Origin of the sequence: Pantoea dispersa, from assembly GCF_035783935.1 — a bacterium.
GTDB classification, from domain to species: domain Bacteria; phylum Pseudomonadota; class Gammaproteobacteria; order Enterobacterales; family Enterobacteriaceae; genus Pantoea; species Pantoea dispersa_C.
The window spans coordinates 263,994-281,665 of record NZ_JALKOV010000005.1; the positions used below are offsets into that span (position 1 = coordinate 263,994).

Consider the following 17,672-nt stretch of genomic DNA (forward strand, 5'->3'; position numbering starts at 1 on the left):
ATCCGAATTGCCGATTTAATATTGAGCATCTTGAAAAAAACATCACTGGATACAGTATGCTTCCTTCGAAAGTCGTACGTCATAAAGCAGGACGCCTGGTCCCTGTTTTGCTCGCGGGTCTGATTCTGGCCGCCTGTAGCGGTCAGGGACCGCAGCAAACCTCCAGCGTTAACGTTCAGGGTCCTGCCACGGGCCGCTCTGACTATTATCTGCAGCAGGTGCAGCAAAGCAGCGATGATAGCAAGACCGACTGGCAATTACTTGCCATCCGTGCCCTGCTGAAGGAAGGAAAGTATCCGCAGGCGCAAAATCAGCTCGGTCAGCTGCCGCAGCAGCTCTCTGACGTGCAACAGCAGGAACTGCTGCTGCTGCGCGCGCAGATGCAGATCGCCCAGCAGGATTTCAACGGTGCTCAGCAGCTGCTGGGCCAGATAAAAGCCGCGGACCTGTCGCAGGATCAGCAGGTGCGCTACTACGCACTGCAGATTGCCGCTGCGCAGAATCGTCCGTCGCTCGCGCTGCTGCGCGCCTATATTGCTCAGGAACCGCTGCTGAAAGGGGCCGATCACCAGAGCAATATTGACGCCACCTGGCAGGCACTGACCCAGCTAACCCAGGATCAGCTCAACAGCGTGGTAATCAACGCCGACGAGAATACCCTGCAGGGCTGGCTCGACCTGCTGAACACCTGGCACGCCAACAGCCAGGATGCACAGATGCTGAAAGCCGCCATCAGCGACTGGCAGACGCGCTATCCGCAGAACCCCGGCGCGAAAACCCTGCCGACCCAGCTCAGCCAGGTGCAGAACTTCACCAAAGCCTCGACCAGCACCATTGCGCTGCTGCTGCCGCTTAATGGCCAGGCGCAGGTGTTCGCCAATGCTATCCAGAAAGGCTTTAACGATGCGAAAAACGGCGTGCTAAACGCGCCAGCAGCGCCTGCCGCGCCAGCCAGCAGCGATGCCAGCGCGTCCGCGCAGCAGCCCGCCAGCACGACGACGCCGGCCAGTGGCGATGCTAATGCGGTAGTCAGTCCGGCAGCTGCGGCCATCACGCCGGCCGCCAGCGCACAGCCGCAGCAGCCAGCCGCGCAGCCTGCGGTGGCCCAGCCCGCCAGCAGCGCCCAGGTGAAAGTGTATGACACCAGCAGCCAGCCGATTGCTCAGGTGATGCAACAGGCACATCAGGATGGCGCCACTCTGGTGGTCGGTCCGCTGCTGAAAAATAACGTTGAACAGGTCGCCAATAGCCAGACACCGCTGAACGTGCTGGCGCTCAACGAGCCAGAGCAGATCCAGAACCATCCGAATATTTGCTATTTTGCGCTTTCTCCTGAAGACGAAGCGCGCGATGCCGCGCACCATATCTGGGATCAGGGCAAACGCCAGCCGCTGCTGCTGATGCCGCGCAGCAGTTATGGCGACCGCGTAGGCAAAGCGTTTGCACAGGAGTGGCAAAAACTGGGCGGCGCAACCGTGCTGCAGCAGCGTTTTGGCGGCGTGGGCGAGCTGAAACAGGGCATCAACAGCGGTGCCGGTATTGCGCTGAGCGGTACGCCGCTGACGGTACAGGCGGATCAGCCGCAGGGCGTCGCGGTCGCCGGTCTGACCATTCCGGCACCGCAGACCAGCGCTCCTGCACCTGAGAGCGCCAGCAGCAGCGGCAGCGTTGATGCAGTTTACATTATTGCCACTCAGGACGAACTGCAGCTGATCAAGCCGATGATTGCCATGCGCACCAGCAGCCGCAATAACATCGCCCTGTATGCCAGCTCGCGCAGCGCGCAGGCCGGTGCCGGTCCGGACTTCCGTCTGGAGATGGATGGCCTGCAGTTCAGCGATATTCCGCTGCTGTCCGGTGCCAATCCAGGCCTGATGCAGCAGGCGGCGCGTAGCTTTAACAACGACTATTCGCTGGTCCGCCTTTATGCCATGGGCATTGATGCCTGGACGCTGGCGAACCAGTTCAACCAGATGCGCCAGGTACCGGGCTTTGCCATTGATGGCAACACCGGCAAGCTGAGCGCCGACACGGATTGCGTGATCAACAGGAAGTTGGCATGGAACCAGTATCGTCAGGGACAAATCGTTCCGGTGCAGTAAACCGCCAGCGCCTCGGCGCTGAGCAGGAGCAGCAGGCGCGTCGTTATCTTGAACGCGCCGGACTGCAGTGGGAAGCCAGCAATGTGCGTTGCCGCAGCGGGGAAATCGACCTGATTATGCGCGACGCGGATTGCTGGGTGTTTGTCGAAGTGCGCTACCGTCGCGATGCACGCTTTGGCGGCGCGGCCGCCAGCGTCACGCGTCAGAAACAACAAAAGCTGCTGCGTACCGCCGCGCTGTGGTTGCTGGCTCGCGGCGGCAGTTTTGATACGGTGAATTGCCGTTTTGACATCATCGCCATCACCGGCCGCGAGCTGGTATGGCTGGCCGATGCCTTTCGTGCGGATGGATAGAACCAGGTGGTCTTGTGCAGGACAGAATTAAAGCGTGTTTTACCGAAAGTATTCAGACGCAAATCGCCGCAGCCGAAGCGCTGCCGGATGCGATTTCCCGCGCCGCGATGACGCTGGTGCAGTCACTGCTGAACGGCAACAAAATCCTCAGCTGCGGTAACGGCGCTTCGGCAGCCAACGCCCAGCATTTTGCCGCCAGCATGATCAACCGTTTTGAGACTGAGCGTCCCAGCCTGCCGGCGCTGGCGCTGAGTGCGGACAATGTGATGCTGACGGCAATCGGTAACGATCGTTTGCACGACGAAATTTACGCCAAGCAGGTTCGTGCGCTTGGTCAGGCCGGCGACGTTCTGCTGGCCATCTCCACCCGTGGCAACACCCGCGATATCGTTAAAGCGGTGGAAGCTGCGGTTACCCGCGATATGACTATCGTCGCGCTGACTGGCCACGACGGCGGTGAGCTGGCGGGCCTGCTCGGTCCGCACGATGTGGAAATTCGCATTCCGTCACATCGCAGCGCACGCATTCAGGAGATGCATATGCTGACGCTGAACTGCCTGTGCGATTTGATTGATAACACCTTGTTCCCACACCAGGAATGACTGAAGGAGCTCAAATGAAAGCATTGAACGCTATCGCCATTCTGTTAACCGCCATGCTGCTGCAGGGCTGCGTGGCGGTTGTCGCCGGCGGCGCTGCGGTCGCCACCAAAACCGCCACCGACCCGCGCACCGTCGGCACGCAGGTTGATGACGGCACGCTGGAGCTGCGCGTCACTAACGCGCTGGCAAAAGATGAGCAGATCAAAAATCAGGCGCGCGTGGTCGTGACCGCCTATCAGGGCAAAGTGCTGCTGACCGGTCAGTCACCGTCAGCCGATCTCGCCAGCCGGGCGAAACAGATCGCCATGGGCGTGGATGGCGCGACAGAGGTGTATAACGAAATCCGCACCGGACAGAAAGTGAGCCTCGGCACGTCTTCGTCGGATACCTGGATCACCACCAAAATCCGCTCGCAGCTGCTGGGCAGCGATCAGGTGAAATCGTCCAACGTGAAAGTGACCACCGAGAATGGGGAAGTGTTCCTGCTCGGCCTGGTGACGCAGCAGGAAGCGACGGCGGCAGCGGATATCGCCAGCCGCGTCAGCGGCGTGAAGCACGTCACCACTGCCTTTACGATTCTGAAGTAATCCCATCGGCGGCCAGCATGGCCGCCTTTTTTTATACCGGAATATCAATCACCAGCGCACGCAGCGGCGTTTGTGCCTGCAGCGTAATCTGCGCCTCTTCACTGACAAACGCCCCATCACCGCAGCGCAGCTGTTCCTGATGCGCACTGCTGGCCCGTACCTCTAGCGCACCGTGAATCGACTGCAGATAGGCGCGCGGCCCGTGCAACGCCAGGCTGTATTGCTCGCCCGGTGCCAGCGTGACCTGATGTACCCATACCTGCTGGCGCAGCTGTAAACTGCCGTCCGCGCCATCCGGTGATGCAATCAGCAGATGGGTTTGCTGCGGCAGCGCGCGTTTCTGCAGCAGCGGGTTTTCCCGTTCCGGACAGGCGGCCAGCCACAGCTGCATACGCGTCAGTGGACGATCCTTACTGATATTGTGTTCGCTGTAATTGACACCCTGACGGGCCGACAGCAGCATCGCCTCGCCCTCCCGCGCTACCAGGTGATTACCTTCGCTGTCGCGGTATTCGGCTTCGCCCTGCAGCACCAGGTTGAGCACATCCACCTGCGGATAGGTGCGCGGCTGAAACGCCGCGCCAGGTGCCAGCACTTCCTGGTTCAGTACGCGCAGCGAGGCGTAGCCCATCAGTTTGGGATCAAAATAGTGGCCAAATGAGAAGCTATAGCGCGCCTGCAACCAACCGAAATCGGCCTGGCCACATGCGGACGCGCAGCGGGTTGTCATCATGCTTTACCTCCGACGCACTGCGGTGAGAATCCACCACAGGCTTTATCCATCAATGGTAAAAGGCTGGACGCCGGATTGTTAGCCAGTTAATCTGCCTGGCATATTCAAATTTACTGACAGAGAGTCGGCATGGCTAAAGAGCGCGCGTTAACCCTGGAAGCTTTACGTGTGATGGACGCGATTGACCGGCGCGGCAGCTTCGCCGCGGCGGCCGACGAGCTGGGACGCGTGCCATCGGCGCTGAGCTACACCATGCAGAAGCTGGAAGAGGAGCTGGATGTGGTGCTGTTTGACCGCTCCGGCCATCGCACCAAGTTCACCAATGTCGGGCGCATGCTGCTGGAGCGCGGCCGCGTGCTGCTGGAAGCCGCCGACAAACTTACCACCGATGCCGAAGCGCTGGCGCGCGGCTGGGAAACCCATCTCACCATTGTGGCCGAAGCGCTGATCCCAAGCGAACTGCTGTTCCCGCTGGTGGAGAAGCTTTCCGAGAAAGCCAATACGCAGATCTCGCTGGTCACCGAAGTGCTGGCTGGCGCGTGGGAGCGACTGGAGCAGGGCCGCGCCGACATCGTGATCGCGCCGGATTTGCACTTTCGCGCCTCCACCGAAATCAACACGCGCAAGCTGTACAGCATTATGAGCGTGTATGTTGCCAGTCCGGATCACCCGATTCACCAGGAAGCCGAGCCGCTGTCCGAAGTCACGCGCGTTAAGTATCGCGGCATCGCCGTGGCGGACACCGCGCGCGAACGTCCGGTGTTGACGGTGCAGCTGCTGGACAAACAGCAGCGCCTGACGGTCAGCAGCATGGATGATAAACGCCGCGCGCTGCTGGCGGGACTGGGCGTAGCGACCATGCCTTATCCGATGGTGGAGAAAGATATCGCTGAAGGTCGCCTGCGCGTCGTCAGCGCCGAGTATACCCGTGAGGTGGATATAATTATGGCGTGGCGCCGCGATAGCATGGGTGAAGCCAAAGCCTGGTGTCTGCGTGAGATTCCGAAACTGCTGGCGAAACGCGGGTGATTTCGTGGGCTGGCGGCCCTTCGCCCTCACCCCAGCCCTCTCCCGCACGCGGGAGAGGGAGCCGTCCGGACACGCTTTTAAGAGGAAATCTACTCACACACCGCTGAATCGGTCCCCACATGCGGGAGAGAGTGATTTGAGAAGGAAGCTGAGGATCAGCCCCTGAACTCACACACCGCTGGATCGGTCCCCTCGCCCGCTTGCGGGAGAGGGTTAGGGTGAGGGGAAAACCGCACCCATCCCCATCACAACCGGCTCAGACAATCCATCGCCACCGCTTTAAAGCTGACGAAATCAGCGCAGTCGCGCAATCTTGTCACCGCCCTTTCGCGCAGGAAGGTGACAAACAGATCGTAAATCGCCATCGCCTCCTCATATTCGCTCTTACTGATCGCCAGCAAAAAAATCACCGAAGCCGTCTCATCGCCCCAGCTCACGCCGTGCGGTGCCAGCACGGTATAGACCACGGTTTTTCTGGCCAGTAATCCCAGCGAGTGCGGCAGCGCAATCCCTTCGCCCAGCATGGTACTGACAATCGCTTCACGCTCTTCGACCGAAGGATAAAAATCAGCGTCAACATAGCCCTCCGCCTCCAGCCGATCGCACAGCAGGCGGAACAGCGCCGACTGGCTCATCGGCCGGTCGAGCACCATGAAATGCTGCGCGTCGAAGTACTTCTCCAGCATGTAAGGCCGGGTGCGATCCACCAGCACCAGCTTGCCGAGCTGTTCCAGCTGAAACTCCGTAGGGAACGGCGACATCATCACTACCGGCTTGTTCTTCTCGCTGAGCCGCGCGGTAGAAATGACAAAATCTTCATCAATGTGCGCACGCACCTCGTAGTCACGCTGCGACAGCCGCGCCGTCACTACCAGCTGCGGGTATTTGCGCAGCAGCAGCGCCTCGATCATGCGCAGCGTGGAGTTGCCGCTGTCGCAAACCAGCAACACCTGCGGATGTCGCTGATAGCCGACATCATAATGTCGCTCCAGCCCGACGCCAATGTGTAGCACCAGAAAGCCAATCTCGTTCTCGCTAATGGTATACGGCGTGTATTTGCCCCAGCTGGTGACGGCCGCCAGCGTCACATCGTAGGCCATCGGATAGTGCTGCTTGATGTTACTCAGTAGCGGATTGGGGATGTGAATCTGGTAGCGCACGCGGGTGATCATGGTTTTGATGTGCGTGAGCAGATCGGCGCGCAGCTGCTCATCCTGCTGCAGCCGGTAGTTGTAATGGGTGTTGATGTAGTTAAGCAGGTAATCCACCAGCGCATCCGCGTCATCGGCGTTGATGGTGCTGGGGGCCAGCGCCTGAATCTGCCGCGCCGCAATATTAACGCGCAGCCAGTTCTCTTCGGCCTGCGAGATGCCTTTACCCACCAGCGGACGCATCAGATTAACCAGATCGTGCGCCGCCTCGCGTATCTCCTCGCCGACATCCTCCGCGCCGGGATCGCTGAGCGGGAAGCCTTCGCTGATGCGGCGCACCGCCACCGCGCAGTAAATCAGCAGATAGCGCTCGCCCTCATCGCTGAGGCGAATCGCATGCTGCGTGAAGCATTGCGCCAGCAGCGGCTGCAGCTGCGCCAGCATGCCGCTGTGCAGCGCCTCGACCGTCAGCAGCGGGCTGTCCGGCGTCTGCTGGTCGATTTGCCACAGCAGATCGGTCAGGCAGGTGCGAATCGCCGCCTCGCTGCCAAACAGTTTCATACCGTAGCGCGGCTTGGTTTCGATGTTGAGATGATAGCGGCCCAGCCACTCGCGCACTTCCGCCATGTCGCTCTGCAGCGTGGCGCGGCTGACGAACCACTCTTCCGACAGATCTTCCAGCTTGAGCGAATACGCAGCGGTGAGAAAGCGGCTCAGCAAATAGCGCACCCGATCCTGCGAGGTGCGCGGCACCCGCAGCGGTGCCGCACTCTCCTGCTGCAGGCGGCCGAAGCGCGCCGCGTCATCGATTTTTAACTGATAGCCCGCGCCGCGCGCCAGCACGAACTGGGCACCGTGCTGTTCCAGCAGCGCGTTGAGCGCGGTGATGTCGGTGCGCACCGTGCGCGTTGAAACGGAAAAACGCCGCGCCAGCTCATCCTGTGGCAGCGTTTCGCTTTGCAGCGCCGCGAAGAGTTGAGCTAAACGCTGATTGGGAAATCTCACGGAGCCTCACCTGTTACTCATTTGTTACAGCAGTTTCTTGCACGTTGCCAGAAGCTGACGCACATCGTCAATGCGCGTGTCGCCGCTGGCGCTATCAATGATCGAGCTGTAAACGTGTGGGATGACTTTGCTGACCCCGGCCTCAAGGGCAATCCGCACGATCTCTTCGAAATTACTGAGATCGATACCGCCGGTCGGCTCCAGCCAGAAATCATGGCGCGCACAGGCGTCCGCCACCGCGCGATACTCCTCCACCGCGTTCAGGCCGCCCATCGGGAAATACTTCACCGAACTGCCGCCCATATCCTGCAGCATGGCAATCGCCGTGGCGATCGGCACGATGCCGTCCGCCGCCTGCGAACTGCGCGGACCGGTGGAGATTTTCACCTTGCCCGGCGTGCCGGTTGGTGAAACCAGACCGTTCACAATGGTGTGTGACTGTCCGAGCAGCGCGCGGCTGGTGGCCACGCCGGTGAAGACCTGATTGACGTGCTGCGGCTGCAGTTCCGCCGAGATTTCACTGACCATCGCCGACTGATTCGGATCGCCCGCGCCCAGCCCGACCGACAGCGCATTATCAATCAGCGCCGCGTACTCGCGCATATCGGCGATCGCGGCCTCATTGGAGGCATAGTTCTTAGATAAAACGCCGACCAGCACATGCCCTTCTGCCGCCTGCCAGATCGCCTGCGCATTCTGCTTCGAACCGGCCAGCACGTTGAGGCACAGGCGGCCCTGATAGAAGTTGGGGTTAAGATTCATGCGCGTTTTCCTCCGCTGAGCAGCGCCTGGATGCGGCTAAAGATGATGTGCAGCTGTTCCGCGCTGACGCTGCGCACATCCGCTTCGATAATGCCTTCGTTGGCTTTATAGCCGCGGAAGTAGATGGCGATGTCGCCGTTTTTCAGCGCCTGTACCAGCTCGCCGGTCGGCCAGCCCGTCACCGCTTCATCAAATTTGATCTCAGCACGGGCGATGTCACGACCGGCGGCATCCCACACCACGCGCGCGCTGACGCCGTGCAGCGTGTTGAGGTTATCGATAAACGGCGTCATCTTCGCCACCATGTCGGCGCCGCTGGTTTTGCTCTGCAGCAGATAGTTTTCAATCGCCTGAGTCAGACCGAGAATGCCCTCTTTACCGACTTTCATCGCGCGGCCAATGCCGTTGCTCTGGCGTTTTACCCATTCGACGTACTGGCTGCGGCCGATCACCAGGCCGCTGGTTGGCCCTTCAATCGCTTTGGCACCGCTGTAGATCACCAGGTCTGCGCCCATCTGGTAATAGCACTGCAAATCCTCTTCGGCCGCCGCATCGACAATCAGCGGAATGCCGTGTTTGCGCGCGACCACCGCCGCCTGTTCGACGCTGAGATGGCTTTTCTGCACACAGTGATGCGACTTGACGTACAGCAGCGCCGCGGTGGTCGGCGTGATGGCTGCCGCCAGCTGCTCCGGCGAGCACTCATTGCTGTAACCGGCTTCAATCAGGCGTCCACCGCCCAGCGCCACCATGCTGCCCACCGGCGCACCGTAATTCACGTTATGGCCTTTCGGCACCACGATGTCGTGTGGCACGCTGAGCGGCGCGGCGTGCAGGTTATCCAGCAGCCAGTCGTTATCTTTGACGATCACCGCCGCCACGCACTGGGCAATACCGGCCGAGGCGCAGGACACCACCACCGCGTTTTCGACTTCCAGCAGACGCGCGATGTAGGCACCGGTTTTATTGACCAGATCTTTGATCTCAAAGTAGTGATTGAGGCCATAGCTGACGGTGTCCACCACATCGGCGGACGGCGTCGACACGCCGAGAATGGTCATGCGGCCGGAGGCGTTGATCACCTGTTTCAGGTCATATTTCTCATAAATCGAAGACATGATGCGCTTTCCCTTCCTCAGTCAGATGCCACTGGCCCGCGATCACCACGGCCAGCGGCAGCAAATGTTGCTCACCCGTGACCCGTTCGCCTTCAGCATCGACGAACGGGCGGGCTTCCTCTTTGACGGTAAAAATGGTCAGATCGGCGTCATAACCGGCGGTCAGATGCCCTTTGCCGGCCAGACGCAGACCTGCTGCGGCATTGACGGTGACGCAGGCGATCACCTGCGGCAGCGTCATGCCGATAGAGAAGAATTTCGACATCACGTGCGCCAGGCTGTGCACCGGGCCGTTGATGCGGTTGCGGCAGTAGATATCGGAGCTGATGGTGTCCGGCAGAATGCCCTGGGCAATCGCCTCGCGCGCCACCGCAAAACTGAAGCTGGCGCTGCCGTGGCCGATATCCAGCTTCACGCCGCGCGCGATCGCCTGCTTTACCGCCGCTTTCAGCTCGCCCTGTGGCGACAGAATGCGGTTCGGCTTGCCGTTAAAGCAGTGGGTGATGATGTCGCCGGTAGTGAGCAGCGCGGCGATCTCTTCCAGCACCGGCGGGTTGTTACCGATGTGCACCATCAGCGGCAGGTTGCCCGCCGCCTGCTGAATGGCTTTGGCGCGCACCAGCGGCTGAATGCCGTTGTCGCCGACCACGCTGCTGCTCATGCGCGCCTTCAGGCCAACGATAAAGTCCGGACGACGCTGTACCGCCTGCACCACCGCTTCGCCGTCGATCTGCGCCATGTCGGCCAGCTCGTTCTGCGTGACGATGCCGGTGCGCGAGACGTTGATTAGCGCGCGCACGTCGGTCTTCGCGCTGCGCGTCAGCTGATAAAAGTCGTCGATGTGATCGGCACCGGTGCTGCCCGCATCCACCACGGTGGTGACGCCCTGCGCCACGCCAATCGCGTCGGCTTCGTCGTGGTAAATCGGCGATTTGGGATAGCAGTGTACGTGGCTGTCAATCCAGCCGGCGCTGACGTAGTAGCGCCCGCCGAGATCGCGTTCCTGTTGCGCTGCGCCGTCCACCGTACCGACCGCCGCGATTTTGCCGGCACGAATCGCGATATCCACCAGCTGTTCGTCACACAGACGCGCGCGGCGCAGAATCAGATCAAACATGCTTACTCCTCATGGTGCGCATGAATGCGCACCCTACAATCAATGCTTTACTCAAACGCTTGCGTAGTATCAGGCCTTTGTAGGGTCGCCATTCATGGCGACCGCACACATCAAAGCGAAACCGGGAAGATAGCGCCAAGCACCATGGCACCGAGAATCGCGCCGCCGGTAATCGGCTTGTTCCACAGGTAAAACAGCAGCGCGCCAACCAGCGAACCGAGGCCAATAGGAATCGACGCGGCCATGGCAGACAGAATAATCAGCGGACCAAGGAAGCGACCGGACGCATTACCAGCCCCCATCATTACGTCCGCGCCGTAGGTAGAATCGCTCTGGTTGATGGTGAATTTGCGCGCGAGGATAATCACGTAGCCAATCGCCACGCCAATCACCAGCCCGGTTGCCAGCGAAGCGGCAAAGTTGGCCACCGGAAACACGATACCGGCTCCCAGCAGCAGCGCCGGTACGCCGAGGCCGACGCCGGTCTGAATCGCGCCGCCGATATCCAGAATCCCCACCAGCGAGCCTTCAATAATGCGCGCAAACAGGAAGCTGGCACCAAACGCCGCCACCGCGCCGTACACGCCGGTTTCCATACCGGAGCGCAGCATCGAAACAAACGCCACTTCGTTAAAGGCACCGATGCCGTACAGGTAGTACATGTGCGTTCCGGCGAACACGCCGGAGGAGAGCAGGCCGACAAACAGCGGGAAAGACCAGTCGGCGTACCAGAACCCTTTGTTTTCGTTCTCGTTCATGCTGAAGGCTCCTTATTTGCCGCTCAGGCTGTTGTGGATCATGTCGAGCCAGCCAGGGATGCCGAGCTGGAAGGATTGCAGCAGTTTCAGATCGAAGCCACGGAAGAAGCCGCTCAGCACAAACAACAGGACAATCGCAGCCATCATCACTTTGGTGACCTTGTTCCAGCCGCTCTCTTCCACGCCTTTACCAATCAGAATGCCCAGCACCAGACCCGGTACGGCGTTGCCCATGATCAGCTGCGCCAGACCACCAAAAATGGTCGCCCAGAAGCCCGATTTCTTGCCGGCATCGATGGCGGCCAGCCAGAAGATCACCGGCATGACGGTGTTCACCAGCAGATTCGCCGCCGGTACCAGCACTTTCACCGCGGTCACCTGCAGCGCTGCCGGGACGGCGGAAGCGGTACTGTTGAGGAAAGCCACCACGATCATGCCGATGATGCCGCAGGCAATCGCCATGCGTTTCGGGTTATGCAGCGTTTCCGCGACGTTGCGGTTCTTTACCATCAGTGCGGCCGCGCCCCAGTTCGGCAGAATGCGGTGATCCACATCCTGCGTGAAGGAGCCCGCGGCAACGGAGGATGCCCAGGCGTTAAAGAAGAAGCCGAGACCAAAGGAGAAGTGTGATGCCGGATCGCCCTCGCAGGAGTTGAGCTCGCCCAGCGTACGGAAGGCACCCATCCCCTGCGTGACGGGCGCGTGGAACATGCGCGCCGCGCCCGCTCCAACGCCCACGCCGACTAATCCACCTATGATCAACGACTTAAACAAAATGATTAAAAACATATTGTTACCCTTGTTGTCGTTATTCTTACGTTGCTGTGAAGGTCACGTTCTCGGTGTCGATCACAGTGACGCTGACGGTAATCTCCAGCTCTACGCTGTAATTCCGCCGTTCACGCGCGAGGAAGAAGAACAGAAACTTCTCCTTCCTTACGCTTTCCTGCGCGCGCAGCACCCGCACATCAAGCGGTTCAATGCGCAACAGAATTTTCTGGCTGGTGCGCAGCACCTGCTGCTGCACCTTACTGAGCGCATCGGCGAAGGCTTTTGCTTTGCTGTCGCCTTTGCCCTGCACCGTTACCTGCGTCTCATACTGTTGTTTCATGCTTAGCTGCCGTGTTTCTTGTTCCAGGCCTGCACCAGACGCTCACCCAGCTCTTCTTTATCCATGAAGCCAAAGCCGAGTACCGTCGCGCCCTCGTTGATGGCGGTTACCCCTTCGTCAACCGAACGCATGCCGTGTTTGGCTTTGTAGCCGTACTTGTTCTGTGCAGTGATGGCTCCCGCGCCGCCGCTGCCACAGAAGGAGATACCAAAATCGGCGTTTTCCGCTTTCATCACGTCGCCCAGCTTCATATCCGCCGCTACGCCCGGCACCACCACCGCACGGCCGCCCGCTTTCTCTACGCCAGCTGCCACTTTCTGTCCTTTACCCAGACGATCGCCAATCACTACCGTTACCATATTCATTCCTCTCTCAATTCATGCTTCGTTCGATTTCGCCACTTCGATATGCACCGACAGCAGCCAGGCTTCTTCGACAGGCAGATTGCCAAACAGATCCACCACCTGCTGCGCCAGCGTCATGGTCTCTGGCGAGATGTCCTCAAACAGTTCGGCTTCGACGTCCGGCAGCGCCTCTCCGGTCAGAGAGCGTGCCGCCATCGCGCGGACGTGTGAGGCCAGCATTTGCTGTTGCACCGCATTGGCTTCGATGTGGTGCGCGGCATACAGCGTCGCGATTTGATTCATCACCTTATCCGCCAGCGCCTGGATTGCCTCCGGCGTGCTCGGTTTCAGCGGGACAGCATCACTCCTCACCTTGTTACTCCTGTTTACAGCGGACAATGTCAGATAATTCGCGTTGAGAAGAAATTACGCTGTCCGCCTGGCGGTGTGGAGACGCAACATTTCCACCTCAAAGTGGAAATCCCACGGGCGACTGTGCGCCAGATCGCACGATGCACGAACTATGCGAGATCGCTCACGAAATGCATGAAATGAGGTAAAAAGCGGGATGAAAACAGTAGAATGACGCGAAGCCGCGGCAGGAATAAGGCCAGCCTGCAGGCTGGCCCGGTTTATCAGCGGAATTTCTTATGGTTGGCGTTACGAATATCTTCCAGTTTCTTCGCTTCGGTTTTCGCCTCGTCCAGCTTATTGGCCTGTGCCAGCTGGTCGACGACATCAATCTGGGCAATCAGTGAGTCCAGACCGGCGTGGTAATCCTTGATCTGTGCGCTGTCAGCGCCCTGACCTTCCAGTTTCTCCGGCGTGGATTTTTTCGCATCCTGCGCCGCAGCCCGCATCTTGCCCAGTGCAGTGTGCATTTCCTGCGCGTCAGAGGTTTTCTTCACGACGCTCAGCCCGTCTTTCAGGGTATCCATATCCTGCTCCAGGTCAGCCGCGAACAGGCTGGCCGAGGAGAACAGTAACGACAAAGACAACATTGCAATCACATGCTTACGCATAACGTTTTCCTTTAATTATTATCAGGCGAAAAAAAAGCAGCCGCTGTGGGCTGCTTTCATCAAGCGATGTCTTTATTGTCCGGCGATTTTCATCTCCGGCAGCAGCACCGATCCGCATTGTATATTGCTGCGCGTTTCAATGTCGTTACCGACCGTTACCATATTGAGCCACATATCTTTGAGGTTGCCCGCAATTGTGATCTCGCTCACAGGGTATTGAATTTCACCGTTTTCAACCCAGAAGCCCGCTGCACCACGCGAGTAGTCGCCGGTCATGGCGCTGACGCTGGATCCCATCATTTCGGTGACGATCAGGCCGCGCCCCATCTGCTTCACCAGATCGTCGAAGCTGTGGCCCTGACCGGCGATGCGCCAGTTATGAATGCCGCCCGCATGGCCGGTGCTTTGCAGGCCGAGTTTACGCGCTGAATAGCTGGTCAGCAGCCAGTTCTGCAGCACGCCATCTTTCACGATATCGCGCGCTTCGGTGCGCACGCCTTCGCTGTCGAACGGCGTAGAGGCCAGCCCTTTCAGCAGATGCGGTTTTTCTTCAATCGTCAGCCATGACGGCAGGATCTGCTGACCCAGCGCGTCGAGCAGGAAAGTGGATTTGCGGTAGACGCTGCTGCCGCTGATCATGCCCACCAGATGGCCAAACAGGCCGGTGGCCACTTCCGGCGCAAACAGCACCGGCGCTTTCATGGTCGGCAGCTTACGTGGCGAAAGGCGAGACAGTACGCGGCGCGCGCATTCTGCGCCCACCCAGTCGGCGCTTTGCAGATCGCCCATCGCCCGGCCAATGGTGTACGCGTAGTCGCGCTCCATGTCACCGTTGTGCTCAGCAATGACGCAGCTCGACAGCGAATGCCGGCTGGAGCAGTAGCTCTGCAGCATGCCGTGGCTGTTACCAAACACTTTGATACCAACGTGGCTGTTGAAGCTGCCGCCTTCGGTATTGGTGATGCGCTTGTCAGCCTGCAGCGCAGCCTGCTCGGCCTGGGCAGCCAGCTCAATGGCGCGATCGGCGTCGATCTCCCACGGATGGTAGAGATCGAGATCCGGTGCCTCGAACGCCAGCAGATCGCGCTCAGCCGGTGCGGCACAGGGATCCGGCGAGGTGTAGCGCGCGATGTCGATCGCCGCCTGCACGGTGCGTTTGATGGCGTCCGGGCTGAGATCGGTCGAGGAAGCACTGCCTTTGCGGTTTTGATGATAGACGGTGATGCCAAGCGCGCCATCGCTGTTGAATTCGACGTTTTCCACTTCGCCGTAGCGGGTGCTGACACCAATACCGGTGGTTTTGGTGACCGCCACTTCTGCTCCGTCGGTGCTGGCTTGCGCCAGTTCCAGCGCCTGCGCGACAGCCTGTTCTAACACTTTACGTTGTTCTGCAACCTGAGTAGATACGTTCATCGACCTGCCGTCTAATCTTAAGTATGAATTTATTGAGTCTATCAGACTCAGAGAACAATTTCGCAGTCGCCCGATAAACTGGTAGGATTAGCCTCTTTTTTTAGGGAGCCAACAGATGACGAAGCAGCCCGAAGACTGGCTCGACGATGTGCCGGATAATCAGGAAGAAGAAGACGAAGAGATTATCTGGGTCAGTAAAAGCGAAATCAAACGCGATGCCGAGGAGCTGAAACGCCTGGGCGCCGAATTAGTGGATCTGGGGAAAAACTCCCTGGACAAGATTCCACTCGATGAACAGCTGCGTGACGCCATTGAACTGGCGCAGCGCATCAAGAAGGAAGGCCGCCGCCGCCAGCTGCAGCTGATTGGTAAAATGCTGCGTCAGCGCGACGAAGAGCCAATCCGCCTGGCGCTGGATAAGCTGAAGAACCGCCACAACCAGCAGGTTGCGCTGTTCCATAAGCTGGAGCAGCTGCGCGACAGGCTGATCGAGCAGGGCGATGACGCGGTGGCGGAAGTGCTGAATCTCTATCCGCACGCCGACCGTCAGCAGTTGCGCAGTATGATCCGCAACGCGCAGAAAGAGAAAGCCGCCAGTAAGCCGCCAAAAGCCGCCCGCCAGATTTTCCAGTACCTGCGCGAGCTGGCTGAAGCATAAGTCCGCTGCGGACGGTTGCCCTTGCCCTCACCCTAACCCTCTCCCGCAAGCGGGAGAGGGGATATAAAGTACAGTGCCGGGTTAGAAGCAGGGTGCTGAGGTAGCTGAAGCAGAGTGCTGAGGGAGCTGAAGCAGAGCGCTGAGGTAGCTGAGGACGAGCGCTGAGCGTGATGTCCGCACCGGGCAGCCCCTTCTCCCGCTTGCGGGAGAAGGCTGGGATGAGGGTAGATCCCTTAGAGGGTAGACTCCTTATCTGCCCAAGGCCGGCCTGAACCGGCCACGCATTACTTACCTAACCGCTCCAGCAGTTTCTGATGAATCCCGCCAAAGCCGCCGTTGCTCATCACCAGAATCGAATCACCCGGCTGCGCCGCTTTAGCCACCATCTCCACCAGCGTATCAATGTCCGCACTCCAGTGCGCCGGCTGAATGCAGGCTTCCGCAACGTCCGCGACCTGCCACGGAATGTGGTGCGGCTGGAACAGGAACACCTCATCGGCGCGGCCTAACGAAGGAGCCAGTTCGTTCTTGCTCACGCCCATCTTCATAGTATTAGAGCGCGGTTCAAGCACCGCCAGAATGCGTGCAGTGCCGCCGACCTTACTGCGCAGCGCCGCCAGCGTAGCGAGTATCGCCGTCGGGTGATGGGCGAAATCGTCATACACCTTAATCGCGTTCACTTCGCCGCGTAGCTCGAGGCGACGACGCGCGTTAATAAAGCTGTTCAGCGCCTCACCGGCATCGCACGGTTTCACGCCAACGTGACGTGCGGCGGCAATCGCCATCAGGCCGTTGTGCATGTTGTGTTCGCCGACCAGCGCCCAGTTCACTTCCGCCACTTTCTCACCGTCGAGCCACGCTTCCCAGCGCGAGGCATCCGCCACCAGCTTCTTCGCCTGCCAGCGGCCGTTGTCGCCCACGCTCTCCTGCTCGCTCCAGCAGCCCATCGCCATCACCTGCTTAATGTTGTGATCGTGTTCCGGCAGCAGGATCTTGCCCTGCCCCGGCACGATGCGCACCAGATGGTGGAACTGCTTCTGGATCGCCCGCAGATCGTCGAAGATGTCAGCATGATCGAACTCAAGGTTGTTGAGGATCAGGGTGCGCGGGCAGTAATGTACAAACTTGGAACGCTTGTCGAAGAACGCGCAGTCGTACTCATCCGCCTCAATGACGAAGAATGGACTTTTTCCTAATTTTGCCGATACGTCGAAGTTACCCGGCACACCACCAATAATGAAGCCCGGTTCCAGGCCGCAGGCCTCGAGAATCCACGCTGCCATGCCGGCGGTGGTGGTTTTACCATGCGTACCGGCCACCGCCAGCACCCAGCGATCGCGCAGCACGAAATCATGCAGCCATTGCGGCCCGGAAAGGTAAGGAATGTTGCGTTCCAGCACCGCTTCCACGCACGGGTTGCCGCGCGTCATAGCGTTGCCAATGATCACCAGATCCGGTGCCGGGTCCAGCTGAGAGGCATCGTAACCTTCAGTTAATTCAATGCCTTGCTGTTGCAGCAGCGTGCTCATCGGCGGATAGACATTGGCATCTGAACCGGTCACTTCATGTCCGAGCGAGCGGGCCAGCATCGCCAGTCCGCCCATAAAAGTGCCACAAATCCCGAGGATGTGAATGCGCATAAAAAGATCCATTACTCAAAAGTTCGGCGCACAGTGTAACGCCGAGTCCGGAGGGAAGAAACGGATTAGGACTATGGTTTTTGAAGTTCAATCGGCTAAACTGCGTACGCATACGTTGGTAGCTTGTTACAGCTGCTGCCACTCCATCGTAGATTCAGGGAATGTGT

19 protein-coding genes are annotated in these 17,672 nt (G+C 59.4%); 6 read left to right on the plus strand and 13 right to left on the minus strand.

Translation table 11 applies throughout. From position 1 onward, the window contains the following. Positions 1–56 precede the first annotated feature (56 nt). The 4 genes from MXF20_RS12525 to dolP are packed head-to-tail and all read left to right on the plus strand — an operon-like array spanning position 57 to position 3,644. Positions 57–2,102: a penicillin-binding protein activator gene (locus MXF20_RS12525; RefSeq protein WP_325969646.1), complete on the plus strand. Its 2,046-nt coding sequence runs from the start codon at positions 57–59 to the stop codon at positions 2,100–2,102. Beyond that, positions 2,060–2,455 (plus strand): YraN family protein, encoded by a 396-nt coding sequence (locus tag MXF20_RS12530; RefSeq protein ID WP_021509715.1) that lies wholly within the window; start codon positions 2,060–2,062, stop codon positions 2,453–2,455. The genes MXF20_RS12525 and MXF20_RS12530 overlap by 43 nt, the downstream gene beginning before the upstream one ends. A gap of 14 nt (positions 2,456–2,469) precedes the next feature. After that, positions 2,470–3,057, plus strand: a complete 588-nt coding sequence (diaA, locus tag MXF20_RS12535) for a DnaA initiator-associating protein DiaA (RefSeq protein ID WP_021509716.1) — start codon at positions 2,470–2,472, stop codon at positions 3,055–3,057. Between the two features lie 14 nt (positions 3,058–3,071). Next, positions 3,072–3,644 carry a division/outer membrane stress-associated lipid-binding lipoprotein gene (gene dolP, locus MXF20_RS12540; protein ID WP_211725488.1) on the plus strand — a complete coding sequence of 191 codons (573 nt, stop codon included), beginning with the start codon at positions 3,072–3,074 and terminating at the stop codon, positions 3,642–3,644. Positions 3,645–3,675: 31 nt separating this feature from the next. Here dolP and MXF20_RS12545 read toward each other — a convergent pair whose 3' ends face one another. Further along, positions 3,676–4,377, minus strand: a complete 702-nt coding sequence (locus tag MXF20_RS12545; protein ID WP_325969647.1) for a pirin family protein — start codon at positions 4,375–4,377, stop codon at positions 3,676–3,678. Positions 4,378–4,506: 129 nt separating this feature from the next. Between MXF20_RS12545 and MXF20_RS12550 the strand changes: the two genes are divergently transcribed. Continuing rightward, complete coding sequence (locus MXF20_RS12550; RefSeq protein WP_211725490.1) at positions 4,507–5,406, plus strand: LysR family transcriptional regulator; 900 nt, start codon at positions 4,507–4,509, stop codon at positions 5,404–5,406. A gap of 245 nt (positions 5,407–5,651) precedes the next feature. Here the strand turns inward: MXF20_RS12550 and MXF20_RS12555 are convergent, their stop codons facing one another. From MXF20_RS12555 to pmbA, 11 genes are all read right to left on the minus strand, one after another. Beyond that, positions 5,652–7,562 carry a BglG family transcription antiterminator gene (locus MXF20_RS12555; RefSeq protein ID WP_325969648.1) on the minus strand — a complete coding sequence of 637 codons (1,911 nt, stop codon included), beginning with the start codon at positions 7,560–7,562 and terminating at the stop codon, positions 5,652–5,654. A 24-nt stretch (positions 7,563–7,586) separates the two neighbouring features. Beyond that, the gene (gene dagF / locus MXF20_RS12560) at positions 7,587–8,324 is read right to left on the minus strand and encodes a 2-dehydro-3-deoxy-phosphogluconate aldolase (protein ID WP_058759853.1); all 738 of its coding nucleotides are present in this window, start codon (positions 8,322–8,324) and stop codon (positions 7,587–7,589) included. Further along, positions 8,321–9,442 (minus strand): DgaE family pyridoxal phosphate-dependent ammonia lyase, encoded by a 1,122-nt coding sequence (locus MXF20_RS12565; protein WP_325969649.1) that lies wholly within the window; start codon positions 9,440–9,442, stop codon positions 8,321–8,323. The genes dagF and MXF20_RS12565 overlap by 4 nt, the downstream gene beginning before the upstream one ends. Further along, on the minus strand, positions 9,426–10,559 hold the full coding sequence (locus MXF20_RS12570; protein WP_325969650.1) for an amidohydrolase/deacetylase family metallohydrolase: 1,134 nt from the start codon (positions 10,557–10,559) through the stop codon (positions 9,426–9,428). Before MXF20_RS12570 ends, MXF20_RS12565 begins: the two co-directional genes overlap by 17 nt. Positions 10,560–10,669: 110 nt before the next feature. Then, complete coding sequence (locus MXF20_RS12575; RefSeq protein WP_021509724.1) at positions 10,670–11,317, minus strand: DUF4310 family protein; 648 nt, start codon at positions 11,315–11,317, stop codon at positions 10,670–10,672. Positions 11,318–11,329: 12 nt separating this feature from the next. Continuing rightward, the gene (locus tag MXF20_RS12580) at positions 11,330–12,106 is read right to left on the minus strand and encodes a DUF4311 domain-containing protein (protein WP_125309923.1); all 777 of its coding nucleotides are present in this window, start codon (positions 12,104–12,106) and stop codon (positions 11,330–11,332) included. Positions 12,107–12,131: 25 nt separating this feature from the next. Then, positions 12,132–12,428, minus strand: coding sequence for a DUF4312 family protein (locus MXF20_RS12585; RefSeq protein WP_127834633.1), 297 nt, complete (start codon positions 12,426–12,428; stop codon positions 12,132–12,134). A 2-nt stretch (positions 12,429–12,430) separates the two neighbouring features. Beyond that, positions 12,431–12,793, minus strand: a complete 363-nt coding sequence (locus tag MXF20_RS12590) for an SFCGS family glycine-rich protein (protein WP_325969651.1) — start codon at positions 12,791–12,793, stop codon at positions 12,431–12,433. A gap of 12 nt (positions 12,794–12,805) precedes the next feature. Then, positions 12,806–13,144 carry a glycine dehydrogenase gene (locus tag MXF20_RS12595; protein ID WP_325969652.1) on the minus strand — a complete coding sequence of 113 codons (339 nt, stop codon included), beginning with the start codon at positions 13,142–13,144 and terminating at the stop codon, positions 12,806–12,808. Between the two features lie 263 nt (positions 13,145–13,407). Next, positions 13,408–13,794 (minus strand): cytochrome b562, encoded by a 387-nt coding sequence (gene cybC / locus MXF20_RS12600; protein WP_058775744.1) that lies wholly within the window; start codon positions 13,792–13,794, stop codon positions 13,408–13,410. A 72-nt stretch (positions 13,795–13,866) separates the two neighbouring features. Continuing rightward, a complete protein-coding gene (gene pmbA, locus MXF20_RS12605; RefSeq protein ID WP_125309929.1) occupies positions 13,867–15,207 on the minus strand; it encodes a metalloprotease PmbA in 1,341 nt (446 codons plus the stop codon). A gap of 115 nt (positions 15,208–15,322) precedes the next feature. Between pmbA and yjgA the strand changes: the two genes are divergently transcribed. Beyond that, on the plus strand, positions 15,323–15,865 hold the full coding sequence (gene yjgA / locus MXF20_RS12610; RefSeq protein WP_058759857.1) for a ribosome biogenesis factor YjgA: 543 nt from the start codon (positions 15,323–15,325) through the stop codon (positions 15,863–15,865). Between the two features lie 284 nt (positions 15,866–16,149). Here yjgA and mpl read toward each other — a convergent pair whose 3' ends face one another. Further along, positions 16,150–17,505 (minus strand): UDP-N-acetylmuramate:L-alanyl-gamma-D-glutamyl-meso-diaminopimelate ligase, encoded by a 1,356-nt coding sequence (gene mpl, locus MXF20_RS12615; protein WP_325969653.1) that lies wholly within the window; start codon positions 17,503–17,505, stop codon positions 16,150–16,152. Between the last annotated feature and the right edge of the window lie 167 nt (positions 17,506–17,672).